General features: G+C 61.8%; 18 protein-coding genes. 8 read left to right on the top strand and 10 right to left on the bottom strand.

Annotated features, from left to right (window positions below):
* Positions 1-102: 102 nt before the first annotated feature.
* Together rpoD and dnaG are read right to left on the bottom strand one after the other, a co-directional pair.
* A complete protein-coding gene (rpoD, locus tag KKP04_RS07795; protein WP_215028828.1) occupies positions 103-2,190 on the bottom strand; it encodes an RNA polymerase sigma factor RpoD in 2,088 nt (695 codons plus the stop codon).
* A gap of 263 nt (positions 2,191-2,453) precedes the next feature.
* Entirely contained in the window at positions 2,454-4,337 is a 1,884-nt protein-coding gene (gene dnaG / locus KKP04_RS07800) for a DNA primase (RefSeq protein WP_215028831.1), read from the bottom strand.
* Positions 4,338-4,503: 166 nt separating this feature from the next.
* Between dnaG and KKP04_RS07805 the strand changes: the two genes are divergently transcribed.
* From KKP04_RS07805 to KKP04_RS07815, 3 genes are all read left to right on the top strand, one after another.
* Positions 4,504-5,214, top strand: coding sequence for a TIGR02281 family clan AA aspartic protease (locus KKP04_RS07805; RefSeq protein WP_215028834.1), 711 nt, complete (start codon positions 4,504-4,506; stop codon positions 5,212-5,214).
* 48 nt (positions 5,215-5,262) lie between these two features.
* Entirely contained in the window at positions 5,263-5,901 is a 639-nt protein-coding gene (locus tag KKP04_RS07810) for a TIGR02281 family clan AA aspartic protease (protein ID WP_215028837.1), read from the top strand.
* A gap of 178 nt (positions 5,902-6,079) precedes the next feature.
* Positions 6,080-6,295, top strand: a complete 216-nt coding sequence (locus KKP04_RS07815; protein ID WP_215028840.1) for a hypothetical protein — start codon at positions 6,080-6,082, stop codon at positions 6,293-6,295.
* 17 nt (positions 6,296-6,312) lie between these two features.
* On the opposite strand, the gene KKP04_RS07820 is transcribed toward KKP04_RS07815, so the two are convergent.
* Positions 6,313-7,044, bottom strand: a complete 732-nt coding sequence (locus tag KKP04_RS07820) for a DUF1614 domain-containing protein (RefSeq protein ID WP_215028843.1) — start codon at positions 7,042-7,044, stop codon at positions 6,313-6,315.
* 330 nt (positions 7,045-7,374) lie between these two features.
* Between KKP04_RS07820 and KKP04_RS07825 the strand changes: the two genes are divergently transcribed.
* Positions 7,375-8,994 (top strand): CorA family divalent cation transporter, encoded by a 1,620-nt coding sequence (locus KKP04_RS07825; RefSeq protein WP_215028846.1) that lies wholly within the window; start codon positions 7,375-7,377, stop codon positions 8,992-8,994.
* Between the two features lie 259 nt (positions 8,995-9,253).
* Here the strand turns inward: KKP04_RS07825 and KKP04_RS07830 are convergent, their stop codons facing one another.
* On the bottom strand, positions 9,254-9,529 hold the full coding sequence (locus KKP04_RS07830; RefSeq protein WP_215028849.1) for a hypothetical protein: 276 nt from the start codon (positions 9,527-9,529) through the stop codon (positions 9,254-9,256).
* 492 nt (positions 9,530-10,021) lie between these two features.
* Here KKP04_RS07830 and KKP04_RS07835 point away from each other — a divergent pair, with 492 nt between their 5' ends.
* On the top strand, positions 10,022-10,621 hold the full coding sequence (locus KKP04_RS07835; protein ID WP_215028852.1) for a hypothetical protein: 600 nt from the start codon (positions 10,022-10,024) through the stop codon (positions 10,619-10,621).
* Positions 10,622-10,640: 19 nt separating this feature from the next.
* Here KKP04_RS07835 and KKP04_RS07840 read toward each other — a convergent pair whose 3' ends face one another.
* Positions 10,641-10,877, bottom strand: coding sequence for a DUF2842 domain-containing protein (locus KKP04_RS07840; protein ID WP_215028855.1), 237 nt, complete (start codon positions 10,875-10,877; stop codon positions 10,641-10,643).
* 218 nt (positions 10,878-11,095) lie between these two features.
* Here KKP04_RS07840 and KKP04_RS07845 point away from each other — a divergent pair, with 218 nt between their 5' ends.
* Positions 11,096-11,653: a hypothetical protein gene (locus KKP04_RS07845; RefSeq protein ID WP_215028858.1), complete on the top strand. Its 558-nt coding sequence runs from the start codon at positions 11,096-11,098 to the stop codon at positions 11,651-11,653.
* Positions 11,654-11,768: 115 nt separating this feature from the next.
* On the opposite strand, the gene crtI is transcribed toward KKP04_RS07845, so the two are convergent.
* Positions 11,769-13,301 (bottom strand): phytoene desaturase family protein, encoded by a 1,533-nt coding sequence (gene crtI, locus KKP04_RS07850; RefSeq protein ID WP_251133973.1) that lies wholly within the window; start codon positions 13,299-13,301, stop codon positions 11,769-11,771.
* A gap of 18 nt (positions 13,302-13,319) precedes the next feature.
* Positions 13,320-13,613, bottom strand: a complete 294-nt coding sequence (locus KKP04_RS07855; protein WP_215028861.1) for a DUF1330 domain-containing protein — start codon at positions 13,611-13,613, stop codon at positions 13,320-13,322.
* A 186-nt stretch (positions 13,614-13,799) separates the two neighbouring features.
* On the opposite strand from KKP04_RS07855, the gene KKP04_RS07860 reads away from it, so the two are divergent.
* Entirely contained in the window at positions 13,800-14,726 is a 927-nt protein-coding gene (locus KKP04_RS07860) for a polyprenyl synthetase family protein (RefSeq protein ID WP_215028864.1), read from the top strand.
* Between the two features lie 22 nt (positions 14,727-14,748).
* Positions 14,749-15,291 carry a sterol desaturase family protein gene (locus KKP04_RS07865; RefSeq protein ID WP_215028867.1) on the top strand — a complete coding sequence of 181 codons (543 nt, stop codon included), beginning with the start codon at positions 14,749-14,751 and terminating at the stop codon, positions 15,289-15,291.
* 24 nt (positions 15,292-15,315) lie between these two features.
* Here KKP04_RS07865 and KKP04_RS07870 read toward each other — a convergent pair whose 3' ends face one another.
* The 3 genes from KKP04_RS07870 to crtY all read right to left on the bottom strand — a co-directional run bounded on the left by KKP04_RS07870 (position 15,316) and on the right by crtY (position 18,325).
* Entirely contained in the window at positions 15,316-15,963 is a 648-nt protein-coding gene (locus KKP04_RS07870; RefSeq protein WP_215028870.1) for a GNAT family N-acetyltransferase, read from the bottom strand.
* A gap of 183 nt (positions 15,964-16,146) precedes the next feature.
* Complete coding sequence (locus KKP04_RS07875) at positions 16,147-17,121, bottom strand: phytoene/squalene synthase family protein (protein WP_215028872.1); 975 nt, start codon at positions 17,119-17,121, stop codon at positions 16,147-16,149.
* Positions 17,122-17,134: 13 nt separating this feature from the next.
* Positions 17,135-18,325, bottom strand: coding sequence for a lycopene beta-cyclase CrtY (gene crtY / locus KKP04_RS07880; protein WP_215028875.1), 1,191 nt, complete (start codon positions 18,323-18,325; stop codon positions 17,135-17,137).
* Between the last annotated feature and the right edge of the window lie 165 nt (positions 18,326-18,490).

Consider the following 18,490-nt stretch of genomic DNA (forward strand, 5'->3'; position numbering starts at 1 on the left):
CGTCGCAGGGTACTCAACGCCCTTGGCGCAGAAAACCCGGCGCGAAGCCGGGTTTCCGAATCGGGTCGATGGATTGTCAGGAAGATGCGGAGCTTGGGGCTCTTAATTGTCGAGGAAGCTTCTCAGCTTTCTGGAGCGGCTCGGATGCTTGAGCTTGCGCAGTGCCTTCGCCTCGATCTGGCGAATGCGTTCGCGCGTCACCGAGAATTGCTGGCCGACTTCCTCCAGCGTGTGATCGGTGTTCATGCCGATGCCGAAGCGCATGCGCAGCACACGTTCCTCGCGAGGCGTGAGCGAGGCGAGCACGCGCGTCGTCGTTTCGCGCAGGTTCGACTGGATCGCCGCGTCGATCGGCAGTATCGCGTTCTTGTCCTCGATGAAGTCGCCGAGATGGCTGTCTTCCTCGTCGCCGATGGGCGTTTCGAGGCTGATCGGCTCCTTCGCGATCTTCAGCACCTTCCGCACCTTTTCGAGCGGCATGGAAAGCTTTTCGGCGAGTTCTTCCGGTGTCGGTTCGCGGCCGATCTCGTGCATCATCTGGCGCGAGGTGCGGACGATCTTGTTGATCGTCTCGATCATGTGCACGGGAATACGGATGGTGCGCGCCTGATCCGCGATGGACCGTGTAATCGCCTGCCTGATCCACCACGTCGCATAGGTCGAGAACTTGTACCCGCGCCGGTATTCGAACTTGTCGACCGCTTTCATCAGGCCGATGTTGCCTTCCTGAATAAGGTCGAGGAATTGCAGGCCGCGGTTCGTGTATTTCTTGGCGATGGATATCACGAGGCGAAGATTTGCCTCGACCATTTCCTTCTTCGCCTGCCGGGCTTCGCGTTCGCCCTTTTGCACAATCTTTACGATACGGCGGAATTCGGCGATATCGAGCCCGGTTTCCGTGGCAAGCGCGTAGATTTCCTGACGGATTTCATCGATGCGCTGGCGCTCTTTCTCGACGAATTTCTGCCAACCCTTGCCCTTCAGAGTGCCGATGCGGTCGATCCAGTTCGGATCGAGTTCGCTGCCCTGATAATGAGACAGGAACTCGTCGCGGCGGACGCCGAAACCGTCGGCAAGGCGCAGAAGGCGGCCTTCATAGCCGATCAGGCGCTTGTTGATGTCGTAAAGCTGCTCGACCAGCGACTCGATACGCGCAGGGTTGAGCGACAGGCTCTTCACGTCCTGAATGACGGCGTCGCGAAGCTTGCGGGAGCGTTTCTCCTGCTGCGGGGACAGCGCGTCGTCGGCCAGTTTGCGCTCGACATGCTGATCCTGAAGCTTGCGCAGCTTCTTGTATTCGGTCGCGATGCGGTCGAAGGTTTCGAGCACCTTCGGCTTGAGTTCGGCTTCCATTGCCGCGAGCGACAGGCTGTTTTCGAGGTCGTCGTCGTCGTCGTCGCCGCGGAATTCAGCAGCTTCGCCCTCCGGGCCGACCGCCCCCGCGTCGTCGCCGCGCGCGTGACCGTTAGCACCGTTTAGGCCGATCGCACCGTTCGCCGCGCCGTTCGTAGCCGTTCGGACGCCATTCACGGGCTGCGGCTGCGGATGCGGCGGCTCAGGTTCGAATTCTTCTTCGGAGCCGTCGCCCTCCTCGGGACGCGAGAACGGACCGGAATATGTGGCTTCGAGATCGATGATGTCGCGGAGAAGAATCTTCCCCTCGTTCAACTCGTCGCGCCAGATGATGATGGCCTGGAAGGTCAGCGGGCTTTCGCACAGGCCGCCGATCATGGCTTCGCGGCCGGCCTCGATGCGCTTCGCGATGGCGATTTCGCCTTCGCGCGACAGAAGCTCGACGGAGCCCATTTCGCGCAGATACATGCGCACCGGGTCGTCGGTACGCTCGCCCACCTCGGTGGACCGTTCCTGCTTGACGGGCAGATTGGCGGGCGCCGCGCGATCGTCTTCCTCGTCGTCGAGATGCTCGGCCGAGGCTTCCTCGACCTCTTCCGCGTCGACGACGTTGATGCCGAGATCCGAGAACATCGTCATGATGTCTTCGATCTGGTCCGGGGACACATCCTCGGGCGGCAAGACTTCGTTGATCTCGTCATAGGTGACGTAACCGCGTGCCTTTGCGGTCTTGATCAGGCGTTTTACGGCGGCATCCAAAAGATCAAGAACCGGGCTGTCCGTGGATTCGGACGCTTGCGTCTCCTGGTCCTCGTTTTTTGTCGTCGCTGTTGCCATTATGCACTCCAGAAATGCCGGGGAACGGGGCTCGCCGGGCTGCCACCCCGTCAGGATATCGTCGGGTCAATCTCGTTTTGTACGTTCAAGACGTATAGCGGTGCTCGCTGGAGAGCTGGCGATCCACATCGCCGAACCACTTGAAGAGATAAGCGGTTGTGCTTAATGTGCCGTTACTCATGAAGCTCGTTTTCACGCCCTTCGACGCGCCTCATATACTATCTGGTGAATGTTTGTGCCGCTCGCAATATAGGGCGAGTTGATTAAGTCGACACAATTTCAACCTGCTGTTTCACGGCAATGAGCCGAACCGCATTCTCGTCGGACTGGTCGCTCATCCACTCGCTCTCCGCTTCAAGCAGCGAACTCGGAATGCCTGCCTTGTCATGGAGCATCATGACATGACGCCAGCCCTCCAGGACCTGCTCTCTTTCTGCATCCGGCGCGAAGTGTGGATCAGCTTTATGAGCGCACGCCTTATCCAGGCGCTCTAGCTCCGCCTCATAGCCCTCCTTTGAGAGGTGCTCTAACAATAATTTGTTGTCAAGTGATTCATCGAACTGATGCACGGTTAACACAGCGTCACGAAGACGGTTGCAATCGGGGTCGATGAACGGGATGCGTGCGATCTCCTCCATGTGCTCGTCGATGAGCCACGGGTGGGCGAGGATGGCGCTGACGATCACCGCTTCGCGAGGCGCGCTGACAGGTGCCGCCGCTTGCGTCAGAGCACTTGAAAGAAGCTCGCTCGTGCGCTGCGGGAGCATGGATCGGCCGCCGGTCTGAGCGCGCGGCTTGCGCGCGCCACCGGTCGGCGCGAGCATCGAGCGGGCGCGCCAGCTCTCAGCATCGAGGCGCGGACGCGGCAAGCCGCCGCTCCTCTGGCCGATGCCGCGAAGCCTTTCGCGGAACCCCGCCAGATAATGGAAGCGAAGGCTCTTGTGCTCGATCTTCTGCGCGGCTTCCGTGAGGCGCGCTTCGAAGGCCGCGCGCTGTTCCGGCGTATCGAGGGCGTGCTTCTCGGCCTCGCGCGCCCAGAGGACATCGATAAACGGCAGCGGCTCGGCCAGAAGCTTCGCCAGGGCGTCCCTCGCGCCGCCGGACACCATGTCGTCGGGGTCGCGGCCTTCGGGCAGGAACGCAAATTGCAGCGACCGGCCCGGTTCGAGGAACGGCAGCGCCGTGTCGAGCGCGCGATGCGCGGCCTTGCGGCCCGCCGCGTCGCCGTCGAAGCAAAGCGTCGGCAGCGGTGACATCGCCCATAGAAGCCGAAGCTGATCGGCGGTGAGTGCGGTACCGAGCGGCGCGACCGCGTTCGGGAAGCCGCCACGGGCCAGCGCGATCACGTCCATGTAGCCTTCGGCGAGGATCACGGCGCGCTCGGCCTTCGAGGCGTCGCGCGCGGCGGCGTGGTTGAACAGCACATGCCCCTTGTGGAAGAGCAGCGTCTCGGGCGAGTTCAGATATTTCGGCTGCTGGTCGGGTTGCAGCGCGCGGCCGCCGAAAGCGATGACGCGGCGTTTCGCGTCGGTGATCGGAAAGATGAGGCGGCCGCGAAATCGGTCGTAAGGAACCGGGATATCGTCGCCATGGATGAGGAGCCCTGCGTCCTGCATCTCGGCGAGCGTGAAGCCCTTGCCCGAAAGATGCTGCTTCAGGCGCGTTTTTGAGTCGGGTGCGTAGCCGAGCCGGAACGCCGCGATTTCAGCCCCGCCGACGCCGCGCTTTTCGAGATAGGCGCGCGCGGCGATTCCATCGAGGCTCGACAGCGCGACCTCGAAGAAGCGGCACGCTTCCTCAAGCGCCGCGCGGACGCGGTTTTCGTGGCTCTCCCTGACCGCGTCCACGGGTTCCGGTGCCGGGAGCGTCACGCCCGCTTCGGCCGCGAGCCGCTCCACCGATTCGGGGAAGGAAAGGCCCTCGACCTTCATCAGGAAGGTGAACACATCGCCATGCTCGCCCGTGGCGAAGCAATGGTAAAAGCCCTTGTGGTCGTTCACCGTGAAGGAAGGCGAGCGCTCGATCTTGAAAGGTGACAGACCGATATATTCGCGCCCCTGCCGCTTCAGCTTCACGCGCCGTTCCACGACGCGGCTGACGGGCAGACGGCTTCGGATTTCGTCGAGCAGATCGGGCGGGTAACGCATTCGACAGGGCCTCACAGCGCATTCTGTCGTCACCTGACGACGCAGAAAGGTTACGCTTGGCGGCGATTATGGATCGATTCGCCAAGTGGTATCCCTGTTTGCGCGACAGGGGCTGACTTTTACGCGATATCCTCCATATTCCACGCGTTGAAAGATGGTTGGCTCCATGATCTTCCTGGCGATAGGGCTTCTGGCCGTCAGTTTCGCGCTTTACATGCTGACCGGCGACGGCGACACGATCGCGGGCCTTCCGCGGGAGGAGTTTCCGCGCGTCGCCGCGCTGCTTGCGCTTCTCATCTTCCTGATGGCGGGCGTCACACGGCTCACCGCCGGACGCGTAGCCGAAGCGCTGAAGGCGCTTGGAAGCTGGGCCGCGATCTTCCTCGTCGTCATCTCGCTTTATACCTATCGCACCGAACTGGCCGAGGTGCGCGACCGCGTCGTTGAAGAACTCAACCCCGGCACGGTGCAAACCGTTTCGCCGGGTGCGGGAGCGGCGAGAAAGGGCGCCGTCGTGTCCGTCAGGCGGCAGGGCGACGGTCATTTCATCGCCAAGGTGAAGGTGAACGGCAAGATGGTGCGCATGATCGTCGACACCGGCGCGTCCACGGTCGTGCTTCGCCCGGAGGACGCGCGCCGCGCCGGCATTCTTCTCAGCGCGCTCGATTACACCGTGCCGGTCGATACGGCGAACGGCCGCGCATTCGCCGCACGGGTGAAGCTCGACAAGGTCTCGCTCGGCGCGGTGACGCTTGAGAAGGTCGATGCGCTGATCACGCGCCCCGGCGCGCTGCATCAGAGCCTTCTCGGTATGAGTTTTTTAAGCCGATTGCGGTCATATGAATTTTCAGGGAACAGGCTCGTGATGAAGAGTTAGAGCGACGGTCTTCATCGGGGCGCTCGTCACGGGGATTGGTAGCCGCCGATGGAAAGCCGGTCGTTTCAGCGTTTGATCGCAAAGGAAATGTTCGTCTGGGCGATTGCACTGGCTGGCGCCTATGCCACGTTCCACTCCTTCGAGCCGCTTTACGAGCGCGTCCGGCAGGCGGCCGCCGACGCCGGGTTTTCGCATGTTTTCAGCTTCGAGCAGACCTCGCCGGGCGTGTCGCGCTTCAACACGCGCGTGCTTTCCGCCTCGACGCTGCCGTTGCGCGGAACGATCAACGCGGGCCAGACCGATCAGGCCTCGACGGCGCGAAAAGTGGTGTTGAGCGCGAACGATTACGGCCATTTTCATGCCTTTGCGACGATTCGCGGCCAGCAGGTCGAATTCATGACGGACACGGGCGCGACCTATGTCGCGCTGTCGTATGAGACGGCGCAGAAGCTCGGTCTTCAGCCGCAGTCCTTGCGGTTCAACGGCAGGTCCACCACCGCAAACGGGGTGGCGCGTGTGGCGTCGGTGACGCTCGATCAGGTGCGCATCGGCGATATCACCGTGCGCGACGTTCAGGCCGTTGTGGCCGAACCCGGCCGCATGGCCCAGAACCTCCTCGGCATGAGCTTCATCAAGCAACTCTCAGGCTTCGAGCTGAACGGCGCGAAGCTGACGATGATCGAATAGCGCAGGCGCGTAGCCTTCGGCGGGTGGCGGAATTCCGCGCACTGATGGCGACGCAAGCGATACGTGCATTCGCGACGTCATGCAGCCTGCGCATGCCAACCCTGAAGCGCCACGCATTGCCGCTCCATGCCGATGGGCGTACACTTTCCTTTAATCTCGAAGGAAAAGGAGCGCCCAAATGGTCAGGACCGTCGGCGCAATCGATCTTCACGCCCTTCCGGGCAAGGGCCGGCACCACCGCATCGATGTCGCCAAGACCGTGCGAAGCGCGGCGCGCGGCGTCGCAAGGTTGCTGCACCGTGACAGCCATATCGAGAGCTTCATTCGGCAACGCGGCGGTGTCATGAGCGACGAAGTCGAGCGGGAACTCGTCAAGCGTTACGGGGCGATGTGACGAACGCGCGCCGCGGCTTACACCCGTTGCGCGGCCCGCCGCTCGCTGATCGCGCCAACGAGCGTCGCAAGGATAACGGCGAAGATTCCCGTCACGAAGATCCCGTCGAACGTCCCCGCGCCGCCGATGGACGCCACCGGCGTCCCGATCTTGCGGATCTCGTCGAGGTTGAGAAGGTCGGCGCCGATCAGCGTGCCGAGACTTCCGCTCACATAGGCGACGGCGGGCGCCTTGTTCCACGCGACGATCAGGGCCGCCGCGCAGGCGAACAGCGGCGGAATGAAGATCGGGATCATGATGCCGGCGCCGGGCACCGGCTCGGCCACCATGTAGCACACGGCGCTGACGACGGCTGTCGCGGCGATGCTGGGCAGCCAGATCCTGTTCGTCGTCAGGAGATAGAGGGAGAGCAGGATCGGAATGACAGCGCCGCCGATGTTGATGGCGATGATCGTTCCGGGCCAGTCGACTTGCCTCGGCAGTTCGACTTCCATGCCGAAAAAGTCGACATATTGGTGAACGACCACCACCGTCTCGTCTGGGAAATGGGCGAGCGGAACGTTGACGTAAGACCCGGCGAGGCTCGCCAGGAGCAAGAGGATCGCCGACAGCGGCGAGATGCCGAGACGGGTGTAGACGTAGCGGATCAGGCCGACCTTGATGAGGACGCCGAGCACGAACAGGGCCGCCATCAATACGATGTACAGCGTGCTTGATACCGGCAGGTAATCGAGATGGCTCCACGGCATTGCGTCTTCCTCGCGGCTGACCGCCGGGCGAGATCCGCCACGGCCCTTCAAGAACGTATGAAGTGATGCTCGCGATCCGTCGACGCCCTCAATCGACTCCGCTTCAGCCCGCGTGGCCTTCGCCTCCATTGCCGAAAGCCGCGACCTGTCGCGATCCTAAGCGGCGGGGGCTGAGAAAACCGTTTAGAAATCCCCCCGCCTTCGCGCCTGCGATGCCAACCTTGCGACTATTTCGAATTGTCTCGCGTTCGTTTCGTGAAACTGTCCTGAATCTGAGTTAGCTTGTCGCGAGATTCAGGAAGGCCGCAGGTTTGCATGCAAGAAAAGGTGATGCTTCCAGAGGAAGCGAAAACGCCTCCCGCGCGCATAGCGCACCATTTCCGCGAAATCGTGCTCTGGCCGCTTCAGATCGTCACCTCGGGCGAAAAAAGCGGATTCGGAGGTTGCGGCGCGTTGTTCGACAAGGAATGCGAGGACACGCCGTGGCGGTCCGCGGGTCCGTTCGGCGGCGATCATTTCGAAGAGCGCCATTATCGCGAGTTCATTTCGTTCCTGCCGCATGCGCAGCGCTTTCTGTATGGCGACGCGCCGGATGCCGCGCGCAAGAACCCCGGCGACCTGCCGATGAACGTCTATCGGCGCAGCGACATCAAGAAGGTGCGCATAACGACGGAGCGCGGCGCAACGCCTGTGGTCTGCGACGTTTCGCATATCGACCTGTATTTCTTCTACGAGGTGAACACGGCCATTCTCGTGTGCGAAATCGGGGCCGAAAATATTCCGCTCGAAATCGCGCAGGGCATTACGCAAACCTTCGGGCGAGCCTATCCGGCAGGCTGGACGAAGGACGGCCAGCCCGTTCACTGCGCCGCGAGGGTCGAATGGCTCGATGAAAGCGGCGCCGTGCTGTGCGCGTCGGATTATGAGGATCGCGAGCGCTATATCGACTTCGTCGGCCGCCGCCGCTCGCCTTGCATCGCCCGTCATTGGGAATTCGTGCTGTCGCCGATCGTGAACGCCGCGTCGAGCGATGCGGGGCGGCTGCGGTTCCGCGAGATCGAATATTACCGCATGCCGGTGATGACATACATCACGCTGCAATCGCTCGACGTGCTGACAAAGCGCGACTATATCGCGCTGACGCTCGCCACGCGGCCATCGAAGACCGGCATCATGCCCTATTCGAAGCGCTTCGTGCAGAAGTTCGAGGCCAATCACGTCTACGACCGCATGTATTCGGGCGGCCTCGACGCGCCGGAACTCGAAACGCGCTTTCTCACGTCCGGCGAAGCCTTCGCCATCGTCTCGGCGGGCAGCAATCCGAGCCTGACGGACGACCAGCGCGGGCTGTTGAGCCAGTTCCGGCATCAGTATTTCCGGCTGTTTCTCGTCGCCCACTTCCACAAGGCATCGCTCCTGATGATTTCGGATCAGCTCGTGGCGACGCTGAAGCGGCTCGATCCGTCGAAACCCGACTCGCGCATTGCTTTCCGCGACGAGACGCTCTTGTTGCAGGAGAACTTCCTGCGCTTCTCGCAACGCTATTTCTTCACCGAGCTTTCCGGCCGTGCGCATGTCCGCGACCTGTTCCGCATGCTGCGCAAACATCTCGCCATCGACGCGCTTTTTGCCGAGGTCCGGAGCGAACTCTTCGATCTGGTGAAGTATCTCGACAGCAACGCGCTGCGAAAGCAGAACGCCTCGATGCACCGGCTTACGGTAGTGACGACGGTCGGCCTCGTCGGCACCATCGTGACAGGCTTCCTCGGGATAAATCTGATCGCCTATGCCGAAGAGTCGATGTATTTCAGGATCGAATATTTCCTCGCCGTGCTGGTCGCGGTCACGATATTCGTGGGTCTGACCATCATCTATTCGCGGCGTCTGACCGATCTCTTCGACACATTGTCCGGCGAGAACCAGCGCGACCGCAACGAGCCAATGCCGTAACAGCACCGCGCCGAACCAATCATAGCCGGGGCTTCAGTTCTGTTGGCGCTCGCCTTCAGATGGGTCTTGTCGTTGTAAAGCCCGCAACCCGGTCGCGGATGAAGGAGAACTCGGCCGCCGCTTCCATCTTGCGCAGAGGGTGGAATCGGCTTCTTCAGCATGACCCACTGATCAAAAAGCTCCCGCCAAGGCGAGAGCTTTGTCAGTAGTCCGAGGGAGGCTTGCGCCTCCCCTTTTTGCAGTTGCCCGTGCATTTCGGCTAGAAGAAGAGGAAGCCGACGCCGAACAGGCCGCCGCCGCCGCCGCCGCAGCCGCAGCCGCACGGGTTCACAACCCTCACATAGGTCGTCGTCCTGGTGCAGCAGGTGGTGCAGGTGGTGGTTGTGACAACGCGCCTCTTGTGGCAGCCAACCTTCACAATGGCGCTGGAAGCGGAGGCGTCGACGCCAGTTGTTGCGAGCGGAAGCGCAAAGGCGCTGCCGGAAGCGAAAGTTGCAGCCGAGAGGGCTGCGATAGCAACGACGAGTTTCTTCATTTTATCCTCTACAGGATTTCAGATATGGGCAGCCTCCAGGCTGCAACTCATCCTATGGCTTGGCCAATAACAGTTCCATTAAGCTGAGATATTCATTCGCCGGCTTCCGATTAAACGTTTGTACTCGCCTTATATATTCGCATTTTTCTCTCAATAATGACGAAAATATTGTGAAATTACTCTGCGCACACGCTGTGCAAACTCTCTATTCGACCGTAAATTTTTCAAACCGGATATTTCGGGCAAGACACCTTTCCGTCACCGGCAGAACGGCGGCGGATCAGGGTGCCCTTTTTGTGTGAAACAGCGTCCCGATCCGTCGCGAGTTACAGTTTGTGACGAAAATCTTTAGAAGCGGCGCCTTTGCAGGCTATATTCTCCAGTGTTCACATGCAGCAAACGGCCATGCCGTGCGTTTTCTTGGTCCCCCGTCGCGCTTCAATGCCCGATGATCGGGGCGCCGGATATTCCGGGACGAAAGAAGGGACTGCCATGATGTTGAGAGTAACGATTATCGCCGCGATTGCCGCCGTCGGCCTGTGCGCGGGCGGCGCGTCTGCCGCAACGATCGAAAGCGGCGTACAAAAGGCGATCGCGAAGCATGGAGTGAGTACGCTTACCCTGATCCGCGGGCGCGGACAGGGAGGCGGCGGCCACTTTCGCGGCGGCGGCGGATTTCGCGGAGGCGGCGGGTTTCGCGGAGGCGGTGGATTTCGCGGTGGGTTCCGGTCGCATGGCGGCTCCGCGCCCATGTTCCGGGGAATGCCATCCGGCAGAGCCTTCAGGGGACAGTCCGGCCGCTTCAGGTCGTATGGAAGGCCCAATTTCTCCGGCAAGGCGTATCGCTCGCCTTTCGGCAAGCCGTATTACCGTGGGAGGCCCCCGTTCGCGGGCGGCAAGCACCCAGCTTACGCGAAACGCTGGCGGCATAACCGTCGCGGATACTGGCGCAATGGGCGCTGGTTCTGGTACGCCGCGCCGGTGATCGGGCTTGGTGCGTATGGCCTGTACGACAGTTGCTACTGGAACTGCATCAACGAGGGCTACGGCCCCGCCTATTGCACGAACTACGCGATGAATTACTGCTACTGACGTCGATTGAGAGGGCTGCTCAGGCGGCCCTCTTCTTTTGTCCGGCCTCGCCTGGGCGGGGTTTCAGCATCCACTTGACGAGGATGCCGGCCCATACAAGCCAGATCAGCGTGATAACCAGGTAAAACAGCAGGTGCCGCCAAAGCTCCGTGCCGGGCAGGCGCGCGAGCGCGATGGAGATGGTGAACAGGAAGTAGAGCAAGGATCCGGCGACGAAAACGGTAACGCCGATCAGTTTTCTCAATCGCGGGGTCATGCTTTTCCGTCCTGTCCATTCGCATGTGCAAAAGCCACCCGCGTTGATAGTCGAGGCTTGTAGGCTTCGCAAATTTTCTTTTTAGCTCAAGACCAAGCTGGGAGCGCACTCCTGTCCGGGGGGAAGGGGAAGCGTGCCCGGTGGCCGGCGGCGTCCGCCGCATCCGGCGACGGACGCCGTTTCTCAACCCCAACTCCGGTGACTCGATGAAAAAGTTGTTGTTTTTTGTACCAGTTGGTATCGCGGCCTTTGCCATGATCGCGAGCGTGAGCTATTCCGCCGATCCTTCCAAATCGAAGCAGGATGGGGCAAGCGCGACGCAGAACGGCGGCGCTTTGCAAACACAGAACCCGAAGGCAGCCCTGAAGGCCGTGGCCGAAAAGGCCGCTCCCACGCAAGCCGCCGCCGTGAAGCCTGCCGAGGCCACGGCTGAAGTCACGCCCGTGGCAAAGCCTGCGGAGAAGCAGCCCGACGTGAAAGCCGCGACGAAGGCTGAGGACAAGAAGCCGCTCGCGTCCACGAACCCCGCAGTAGCGGCCAAGGATGCGAAACCCGCGAGCGCGGCCGCAGCGAAGCCTGCCGCCGCGAAGAAAGCCAAGGTGAATAAGGCGAAGAAGAAGAAGTGGTCCAAGCGCTCCGGCAAGCGTCACGCGAAACGGCTTTACCGGAAGCATCGCCATCTTCACCGCTCGCACAAGCGCCATCACCGGAAATACAGGGCACAGCGGGCGTTGCACGTCGCGCATCCCGCCACCATGGCACCTTTCTTCTGGTGAAACGTGACGGCGGTCGAGACCCGGTTCGGGTAAGACGAATCAGGAACAGGCGGGCTTTCCCATGACGGAAGACCCGCCGTTCGCGCATATGAAGCAGGCGGCGGCTCAAAACCCCTCAAGACCGCGCCTGCGGAACGAGTTTGTCGATCACCTTCGCCGAACAGATCACGCCGGGAATGCCCGCGCCCGGATGCGTGCCCGCCCCGGTGAGGAACAGATTCCTGATGCCTTCCGCCTTGTTATGGAACCGGAAATAGGCAGACTGCGTGAAGTGCGGCGCGATCGAGAAGCCAGCGCCCTCGTGGCTGAGATAGCCGTGTTTGAAGTCGCGCGGCGTCATGACCATCTCGGCGCGGATCGTCTCCGAAAGCCCCGGCAGGATCGTGCGTTCGAGGCCCGCCACGATGCGGTCGCGCAGTTTCGGCCCCTCAACGCTCCAGTCGATGTCGCCCTTGAGGTTGGGCACCGGGCACAGCGCATAGAACGCGTCGCAGCCGTCCGGCGCGAAGGTCGGGTCTGTCGCCGTAGGGCGGTGCACGTAGAGCGAGAAATCGTCCGCGAGCACCTTCCTGTTGAAGATGTCGTCGAGCAGCCCCTTGTAGCGCTTGCCGAGCCAGATCGTGTGGCGCGCGACGTCGGGATATTGCCGGTCGGTGCCGAAATAGAGAACGAACAGGCCCATCGAGAGCCGCGCGGTCTTGCGCTTGAGGCGCGCGGAAAGCCCAATTTCGCTGTTGGGGATCATGTCGCCGAACAGATGCATCGGGTCCACGTCCGACACCACGATGTCGGCGGAGACCGTATCGCCGTTGACGAGGCGGACGCCCTTGGCGGTCCCGTTCTCGATGACGACCGAAGACACCGTTTCGCCGAGGCGAATGTCGACGCCCTCCTCTTCCATCAGCTTGCCCAGCGCCGCGACAATCGCGCCCGTGCCGCCCTCGGCATAGAACACGCCCCACTTGCGTTCCAGATAGTGGATCAGCCCGTAAATGCTCGTGGTGCTGAACGGGCTGCCGCCGACGAGCAGCGGCTGGATCGATAGCGCCTGCCGAAGCTTCGGGCTGTGGAAATATTTCGTCACGAAATCCCACACCGTGCGGTAGCTGCCGAGCTGCACGAGGCGAGGGATCTGGCCGAACATGATGAAGGGGTTGTGGAACGGCTGGTCCGCGAGATTGGTGAAGCCCGCGTCGAAGAGCTGCTTCGAGTGCTTCAGCATGCGCAGATAACCGTCTCCGTCGCGCGGATCGAGGCTGTTCATCGCGGCGAGCGTCTCTTCGAGCGTGCCGCCGTAATCGAAGGTCGAGCCGTCCTCATCGAAGAAGAAGCGATACCAGGGCGTGAGCGGCTTCAGCGTGAGGTAGTCGTCGCTCTTCTTGCCGAACAGCTCGAACAATTCCTCGATCAGAAACGGCGCGGTGATCACCGTCGGCCCGGCGTCGTGCTTGAAACCGTCCTTCTCGAACACCTGCGCGCGCCCGCCGAGCATGCGGCCCCGGTCGATCAGCGTCACGCGATAGCCCTTGGCCGCGAGCCGGAGCGCCGCCGCGATGCCGCCGAATCCTGCGCCGACGACGAGAGCGGTCTCGGCGCTAGTCGCGCGTGAGCGCGCGGGCGCTTCAGTGTTCGCGACGATCTGGTCCATGGCTGTTCCCTTATGATCTTACGGTTCGACGCCTTCGACGATGACGATCTCGCCTTCGGAAAAACCGTCCCGCTGCGCGCGGGCGGCCTGATATTCCGGCGAGTTATAGCAATTCACCGCCGCTTCGAAGGACGGAAATTCGATGACGACATTACGCGCGCGGGCGGTGCCCTCCGCTGCGGTAAAGCGTCCTCCCCTGGCGAGGAAGCGCGCGCCGTGAGCTTTGAAAGCGTCAGCGGCGCCCGTGACATAGGCCGTGTAGGCGTCAGCGTCTTTCACATCGACGCGAGCGATCCAGTACGCTTTCGGCATGGGTGTCAACCTCCCCGAACACCTTGGCCCCGAATGCCGCAGTGTGTAAAGTTCAGTTTACAAGCCAAGGCTCATAGGCCATACCGTTTTGATGGCCAAGCTGTTTTTACGTAGTCTTTCAACGGGCATCGGAGAGATAGAGGCCAACATCAAGCCATCGTCAAGTTACCACTACGGGAATCTTACATGGGCGGCCAGCTAGACGTTTACATGATGCTGCGGGCGAAAATCGAGTCGCGGCTTGCCGAACTGGTAGAGTTGAACGGGCGACTCGATCCATTGCAGGGCTCGCTGCGGCATAGCCTTCTCGCCCCCGCGAAACGCGTCCGCGCCGTTCTGACGCTCGTCGCCGCCCGCGAACTCGGCGGCCGTGAAAGCGATGCGCTCGACCTCGCCTGCGCTGTGGAGATGATCCACACCTCGTCGCTGATCCTCGACGATCTGCCCTGCATGGATAACGCGGCCACGCGGCGCGGTATCCCTTCCAATCACCGAGTCTTCGGAGAGGCGACGGCGATTCTCGCCTCGATCGGCCTGATGAACCGCGCCTATGGCGTCGCGGCCGCCTCACCAAGGCTCTCAGCCGAGCAGCGCGCCGACGCCGTGGGCGTGCTCGAATGGTCGGTCGGCCTCGAAGGGCTGGTTCGCGGTCAGCATGACGACCTCGCCGATTACCGCGCGACCATGAACGAAGCGCAGCTCGAAACCATGTATGCGCAGAAAACCGGCGCGCTGTTCGCCGCCGCGGCCGAATGCGGCGCGATAGTTGCGAATAATCAAGCCGCGCGCGCCGCAATGCGCAAATTCGGTCTTGATCTCGGCGTAGGATTCCAGATCTTAGATGATGTGCTCGACGCGCATGCGACGAGCGACCGCGCAGGCAAGGATACGTCCAAGGACTCGGGGCGTACAACTTTCCCAAGCCTGATCGGCGTGACGGAAGCGGCGGAAATCGGCCGCGCGAAGATCGAAGGCGGCGTGGGCGCGGCGGTTGCTGCGGCTCAGGCAGCCGGCAGCGACGGGCGTCTTTTCACGGCGTTCGCCTCGCGTCTTGCAGAAGCATTTTCCGAGCTGATGCCGGAGTTTCAGGGGAAGCTCGTCGTCAGCGCCTAGGATAAAACAACGGCGAGGATCGATGAGCGACTGGCTATTTTACATCGCATTGTTCTTCGCCGTTTTCTTCTTCATGGAGGGCACCGCCTGGTTCCTCCACAAATACGTCATGCATGGCTTCCTCTGGGTGCTGCACAAGAGCCACCACGAGCCGAGAACCGGCGCGTGGGAGCTGAACGACGCGTTCGGAATTTTCTTCGCGGGCATCGCCATCGCGCTGATCGCTTGGGGCGTGCAGTTCGGCGGCCCGACATGGGCCTGGGTCGTCGGCGCGGGCGTAACGGCCTACGGCTTTGTCTATTTCCTCGCGCATGACGTGCTGGTTCATCACCGCCTCGGCGTGAACATCCATCCGAAGAGCGGCTATCTGCGCCGCCTGTATCAGGCGCATCGCTTGCACCATGCGGTGGACGGCAAGGCGGGTTGCGTATCGTTCGGCTTCGTCTTCGCGCCATCGCCCGAACGCCTCAAGAAGAAGCTTCAGGAACTCGCGCCCCTTCGCGCGGCTCAACGCAGCAAGGTGGACGGCAAGCGCTTCAACCCCGAAGGCAAGACGCTACACTGATGAGTCGCGCGAGAGCGGCGCGCGTCAAAGCGCCGTCAAGCGAACTGCCTCCTTGCCTTCGAGCGGCTGCATCATAGCCCCGATCATCGAATGTTTTGGGCTTTGCGCGTAAACGCCCGCGTAAATCCCCCGCAGCCATGTGGCCACCACGCCGGGCGACACAGCGTCCTGCCCTTTCAACCCGTCGACCAGGAGCCACATGGGTGGGACCTCGCCGGGAAGCCCGAAGGGGAGCGCATAAATCAGCCCATCAACCCGCCGACAACCAAACCTCCGGTAGAAGCTCAAGCGCCTCCTTGCCTCGTCGGAATCGGGTGCATCGGTTGGGGGCGCGTCGACTTCGAGCAGACACGGCGCGCCGGGCGCCACTTCGGCTGCCAGCGCGCGCGCCGCAGCATAGGTCTTCCCACCGACGCCGCCCGACCGCTCGTTCGAATCCACCGCGAGATATTCGAGGAGCCAGAACGAGTCGTCCGGAGCGAAATAGCAGATGGCGAACGCGATCACGCGGTCATTGTCGATGGCCACGAGAAGCCGACGGCTTGAGTCGCCCAACATCGCCCGCACCATCCATTCCGGCTTCTGCTCGGCGCGCGCGATGGAGACGCGATAGATCGCGATGAGCTGTTCGAGGCGTTCTTCATCGCCGCGACCGAGTACGGCAAATTCCATATTTCAACCTGCTTGCGTGAAACCCTCGCCGGCAAAGCGGAGCGCGACATCACAGAGCGCAGCAGTTCCAAAACTGTAACGCGAGGCGCGTCCGCGAAATGTGGGCGGCAGAGGCTAGATAAGCAAAAAATAACGGGCGAGGTTGCCCCCGCCCGCACGTGACATCGAAAAAGCGGCGCGCTCTTATCGCAGGAAGGCGAACGGCCTGTTCCGCCGCGTCGGCTTGCCAAGCTCGGGCACAGTCCACAGCCCATCGCGCGGAGGTGCATAGCCGATCCTGAGCGTCGTATGTGCGCGAACCGCCGCCGTCGCTCCCGATAGCGCCGCCGCGAGCTTGCGCATCGGGCCGACGATGGCGCGTCCGTCCCAGGCGTTCTCGCCCCTGTTTGCGACAAGCCTGCCGATATCGCGATAGACGCGCCGCGCCGCGCCGATGCCGACCGCCGCGCCAAGTGGCAGCCGCTGCATGCCGAACATGGCCGAGCGATAATATTGATCTGCCTCACACAGAAGACGCTTCGTCACCTCATAGACCTGGCGGCGATATTGCGGATCGGCGACCTTATCCTCTGGAACTCCCGCCTCGCGAAGCCACTGGCGCGGGAGATAAAGGCGACCGGCCTTCGCGTCTTCCACGACGTCGCGGCAGATATTCGTGAGCTGGAAGGCGATGCCGAGATCGGACGCGCGGTTCAGCGTCGGCCGGTCGCGCACGCCCATGATCATGGCCATCATCACGCCGACAACGCCCGCGACGTGATAGCAATAGTCGAGCGTGTCTTCGAGCGTCTCGTAAGCCCGTTCGTTCACGTCCATCTCGAAGCCGCGAAGCAGCTCCATCGGATGGCGCTCGGGGATGTGATGCTTGTGCGCCACGCGACCCAGCGCCACGAAAACAGGCTCGGTCGCCGTTCCGGCAAGCGCAGCGGCCGTATCGCGGCGCAGCCCTTCGAGACGCTCCTGCGGCGATTCTTCGCTGCCGGTTTCCCGGTTGAAACCAAGGATCTGATCGTCGATGACATCGTCGCAGTGACGGCACCACGCATACAGCATCATTGAGTCGTAACGCGCGTCACGCGGCAAGAGCTTCGCCGCCATGGCAAAGCTCTTGGAACCTTTCTCGATAAGCTCGTGGCTGAGTGCGATGATCGGGTCCATATTTTCAGCTCGGTTAGCTTGGCGATGATACAGGCTGAGGGATGGGGTTAACTCGGGTTTCCCCCATAACCCTTACGGCTTTATGAATAGGCACAGGTGGCCAGCCTATAAGAATCCGGGCCTGATCCGCAAGAGTAAGGCTTGAGCTGTAAAAGCGCTCGATGAGCGGCTCGTGCAGATCGTAGAAGCGTTGCAGCACACGGTAGCGCGTCTCCGGCTTTGCCGCCCAGAACAGCATACGGTTCAGCAGGCGGAAAAACCGCTGCTCGCCCCAGTGCTGATGCGCCCATTTGTGGGTAAGGCGATGAAGCGACTCGCTCGTCAGATGATCCATGGCGGCGATAGCATCGGCGCAGCGCACCGCGAAAGGAAAGGAATAGCTCGTGGTGTGGTGAAAAAAGCCGCCGCGAAGACCGAGCGCGGGGACACCGTCCGCGTTCTTGTCGAGAATGTCGTTCACGTCGCCGCCAAGCACGATGGGCAAGACGCCTCGCTCCTCGCGCACGATCTCCGCAATCCTCCATCCGCGCTCTCGCGCATAGCCGAGGCACAGTTCCCGATGCGTGTGCGCATCGATGGCGGGGTTGTCGCTGTAATAGGTGTCTTCGATCAGCATGGTGTCGTCCGTGAATGGCAGCGTATACACGAAACGATATCCGTCACGCTGGCGAACCGTCGCATCCATGATGATGGGATAGGGCTGATCGTGCGGCCGTTCGAAGCGGACGACCAGGCCGAGGAACTTCTGATAGCCGATGGTCAGGTTATCGATGCGCCCGATGCCGCGCGCATCGATCACACATGGCGCGCGCAACACCTCCCCGCCCGAAAGGACGACCTGATGAGGCGACACGCTCAGGACCCGCGCCGAAAACCGCACGCTGTCCTTGAGAACCGGATAAGCCGCGTCGCGCAACGTTTCGGAGAAGATGGAATTGTATCCCGATTTCAGCATGCGCGTGTGTTTCGGGAAGCGAACCTGCTGCTCCGACCATGAATGTGCGACAAAGGGCGCAATCCACGACCACGCATCCTCTGATATATCGGTAGTGTGGAACGACCAGGTGTGGTTCCCGCCGAGTTTTTCATCGGCTTCCAGAACGAGGACGGACAACTCCGGCCGGATTTGGCGGAGACGATAGGCTGCCAGCGTGGCGGCAAGGCCACCGCCAGCAAAGATGACGTCGAAATCGCGGTCGCTCATACGGGTGGCTCTGTCCTCAAATTGACCTATGTCAACGGCGCTACGCCTATAAGGTTTCCCGGAAACCTGTTCTAAATCCAGTTTGCTCGCTTGACTTTTTCGTGTTGGGGCTTTGTCAGGCCCGAGCTTGCGGCAGCGGCCGATGTCGGTCACACTCGTTGTCTT

This window comes from Rhodomicrobium sp. Az07, from assembly GCF_018619475.1.
In the GTDB taxonomy this organism is placed as follows: Bacteria; Pseudomonadota; Alphaproteobacteria; order Rhizobiales; family Rhodomicrobiaceae; genus Rhodomicrobium.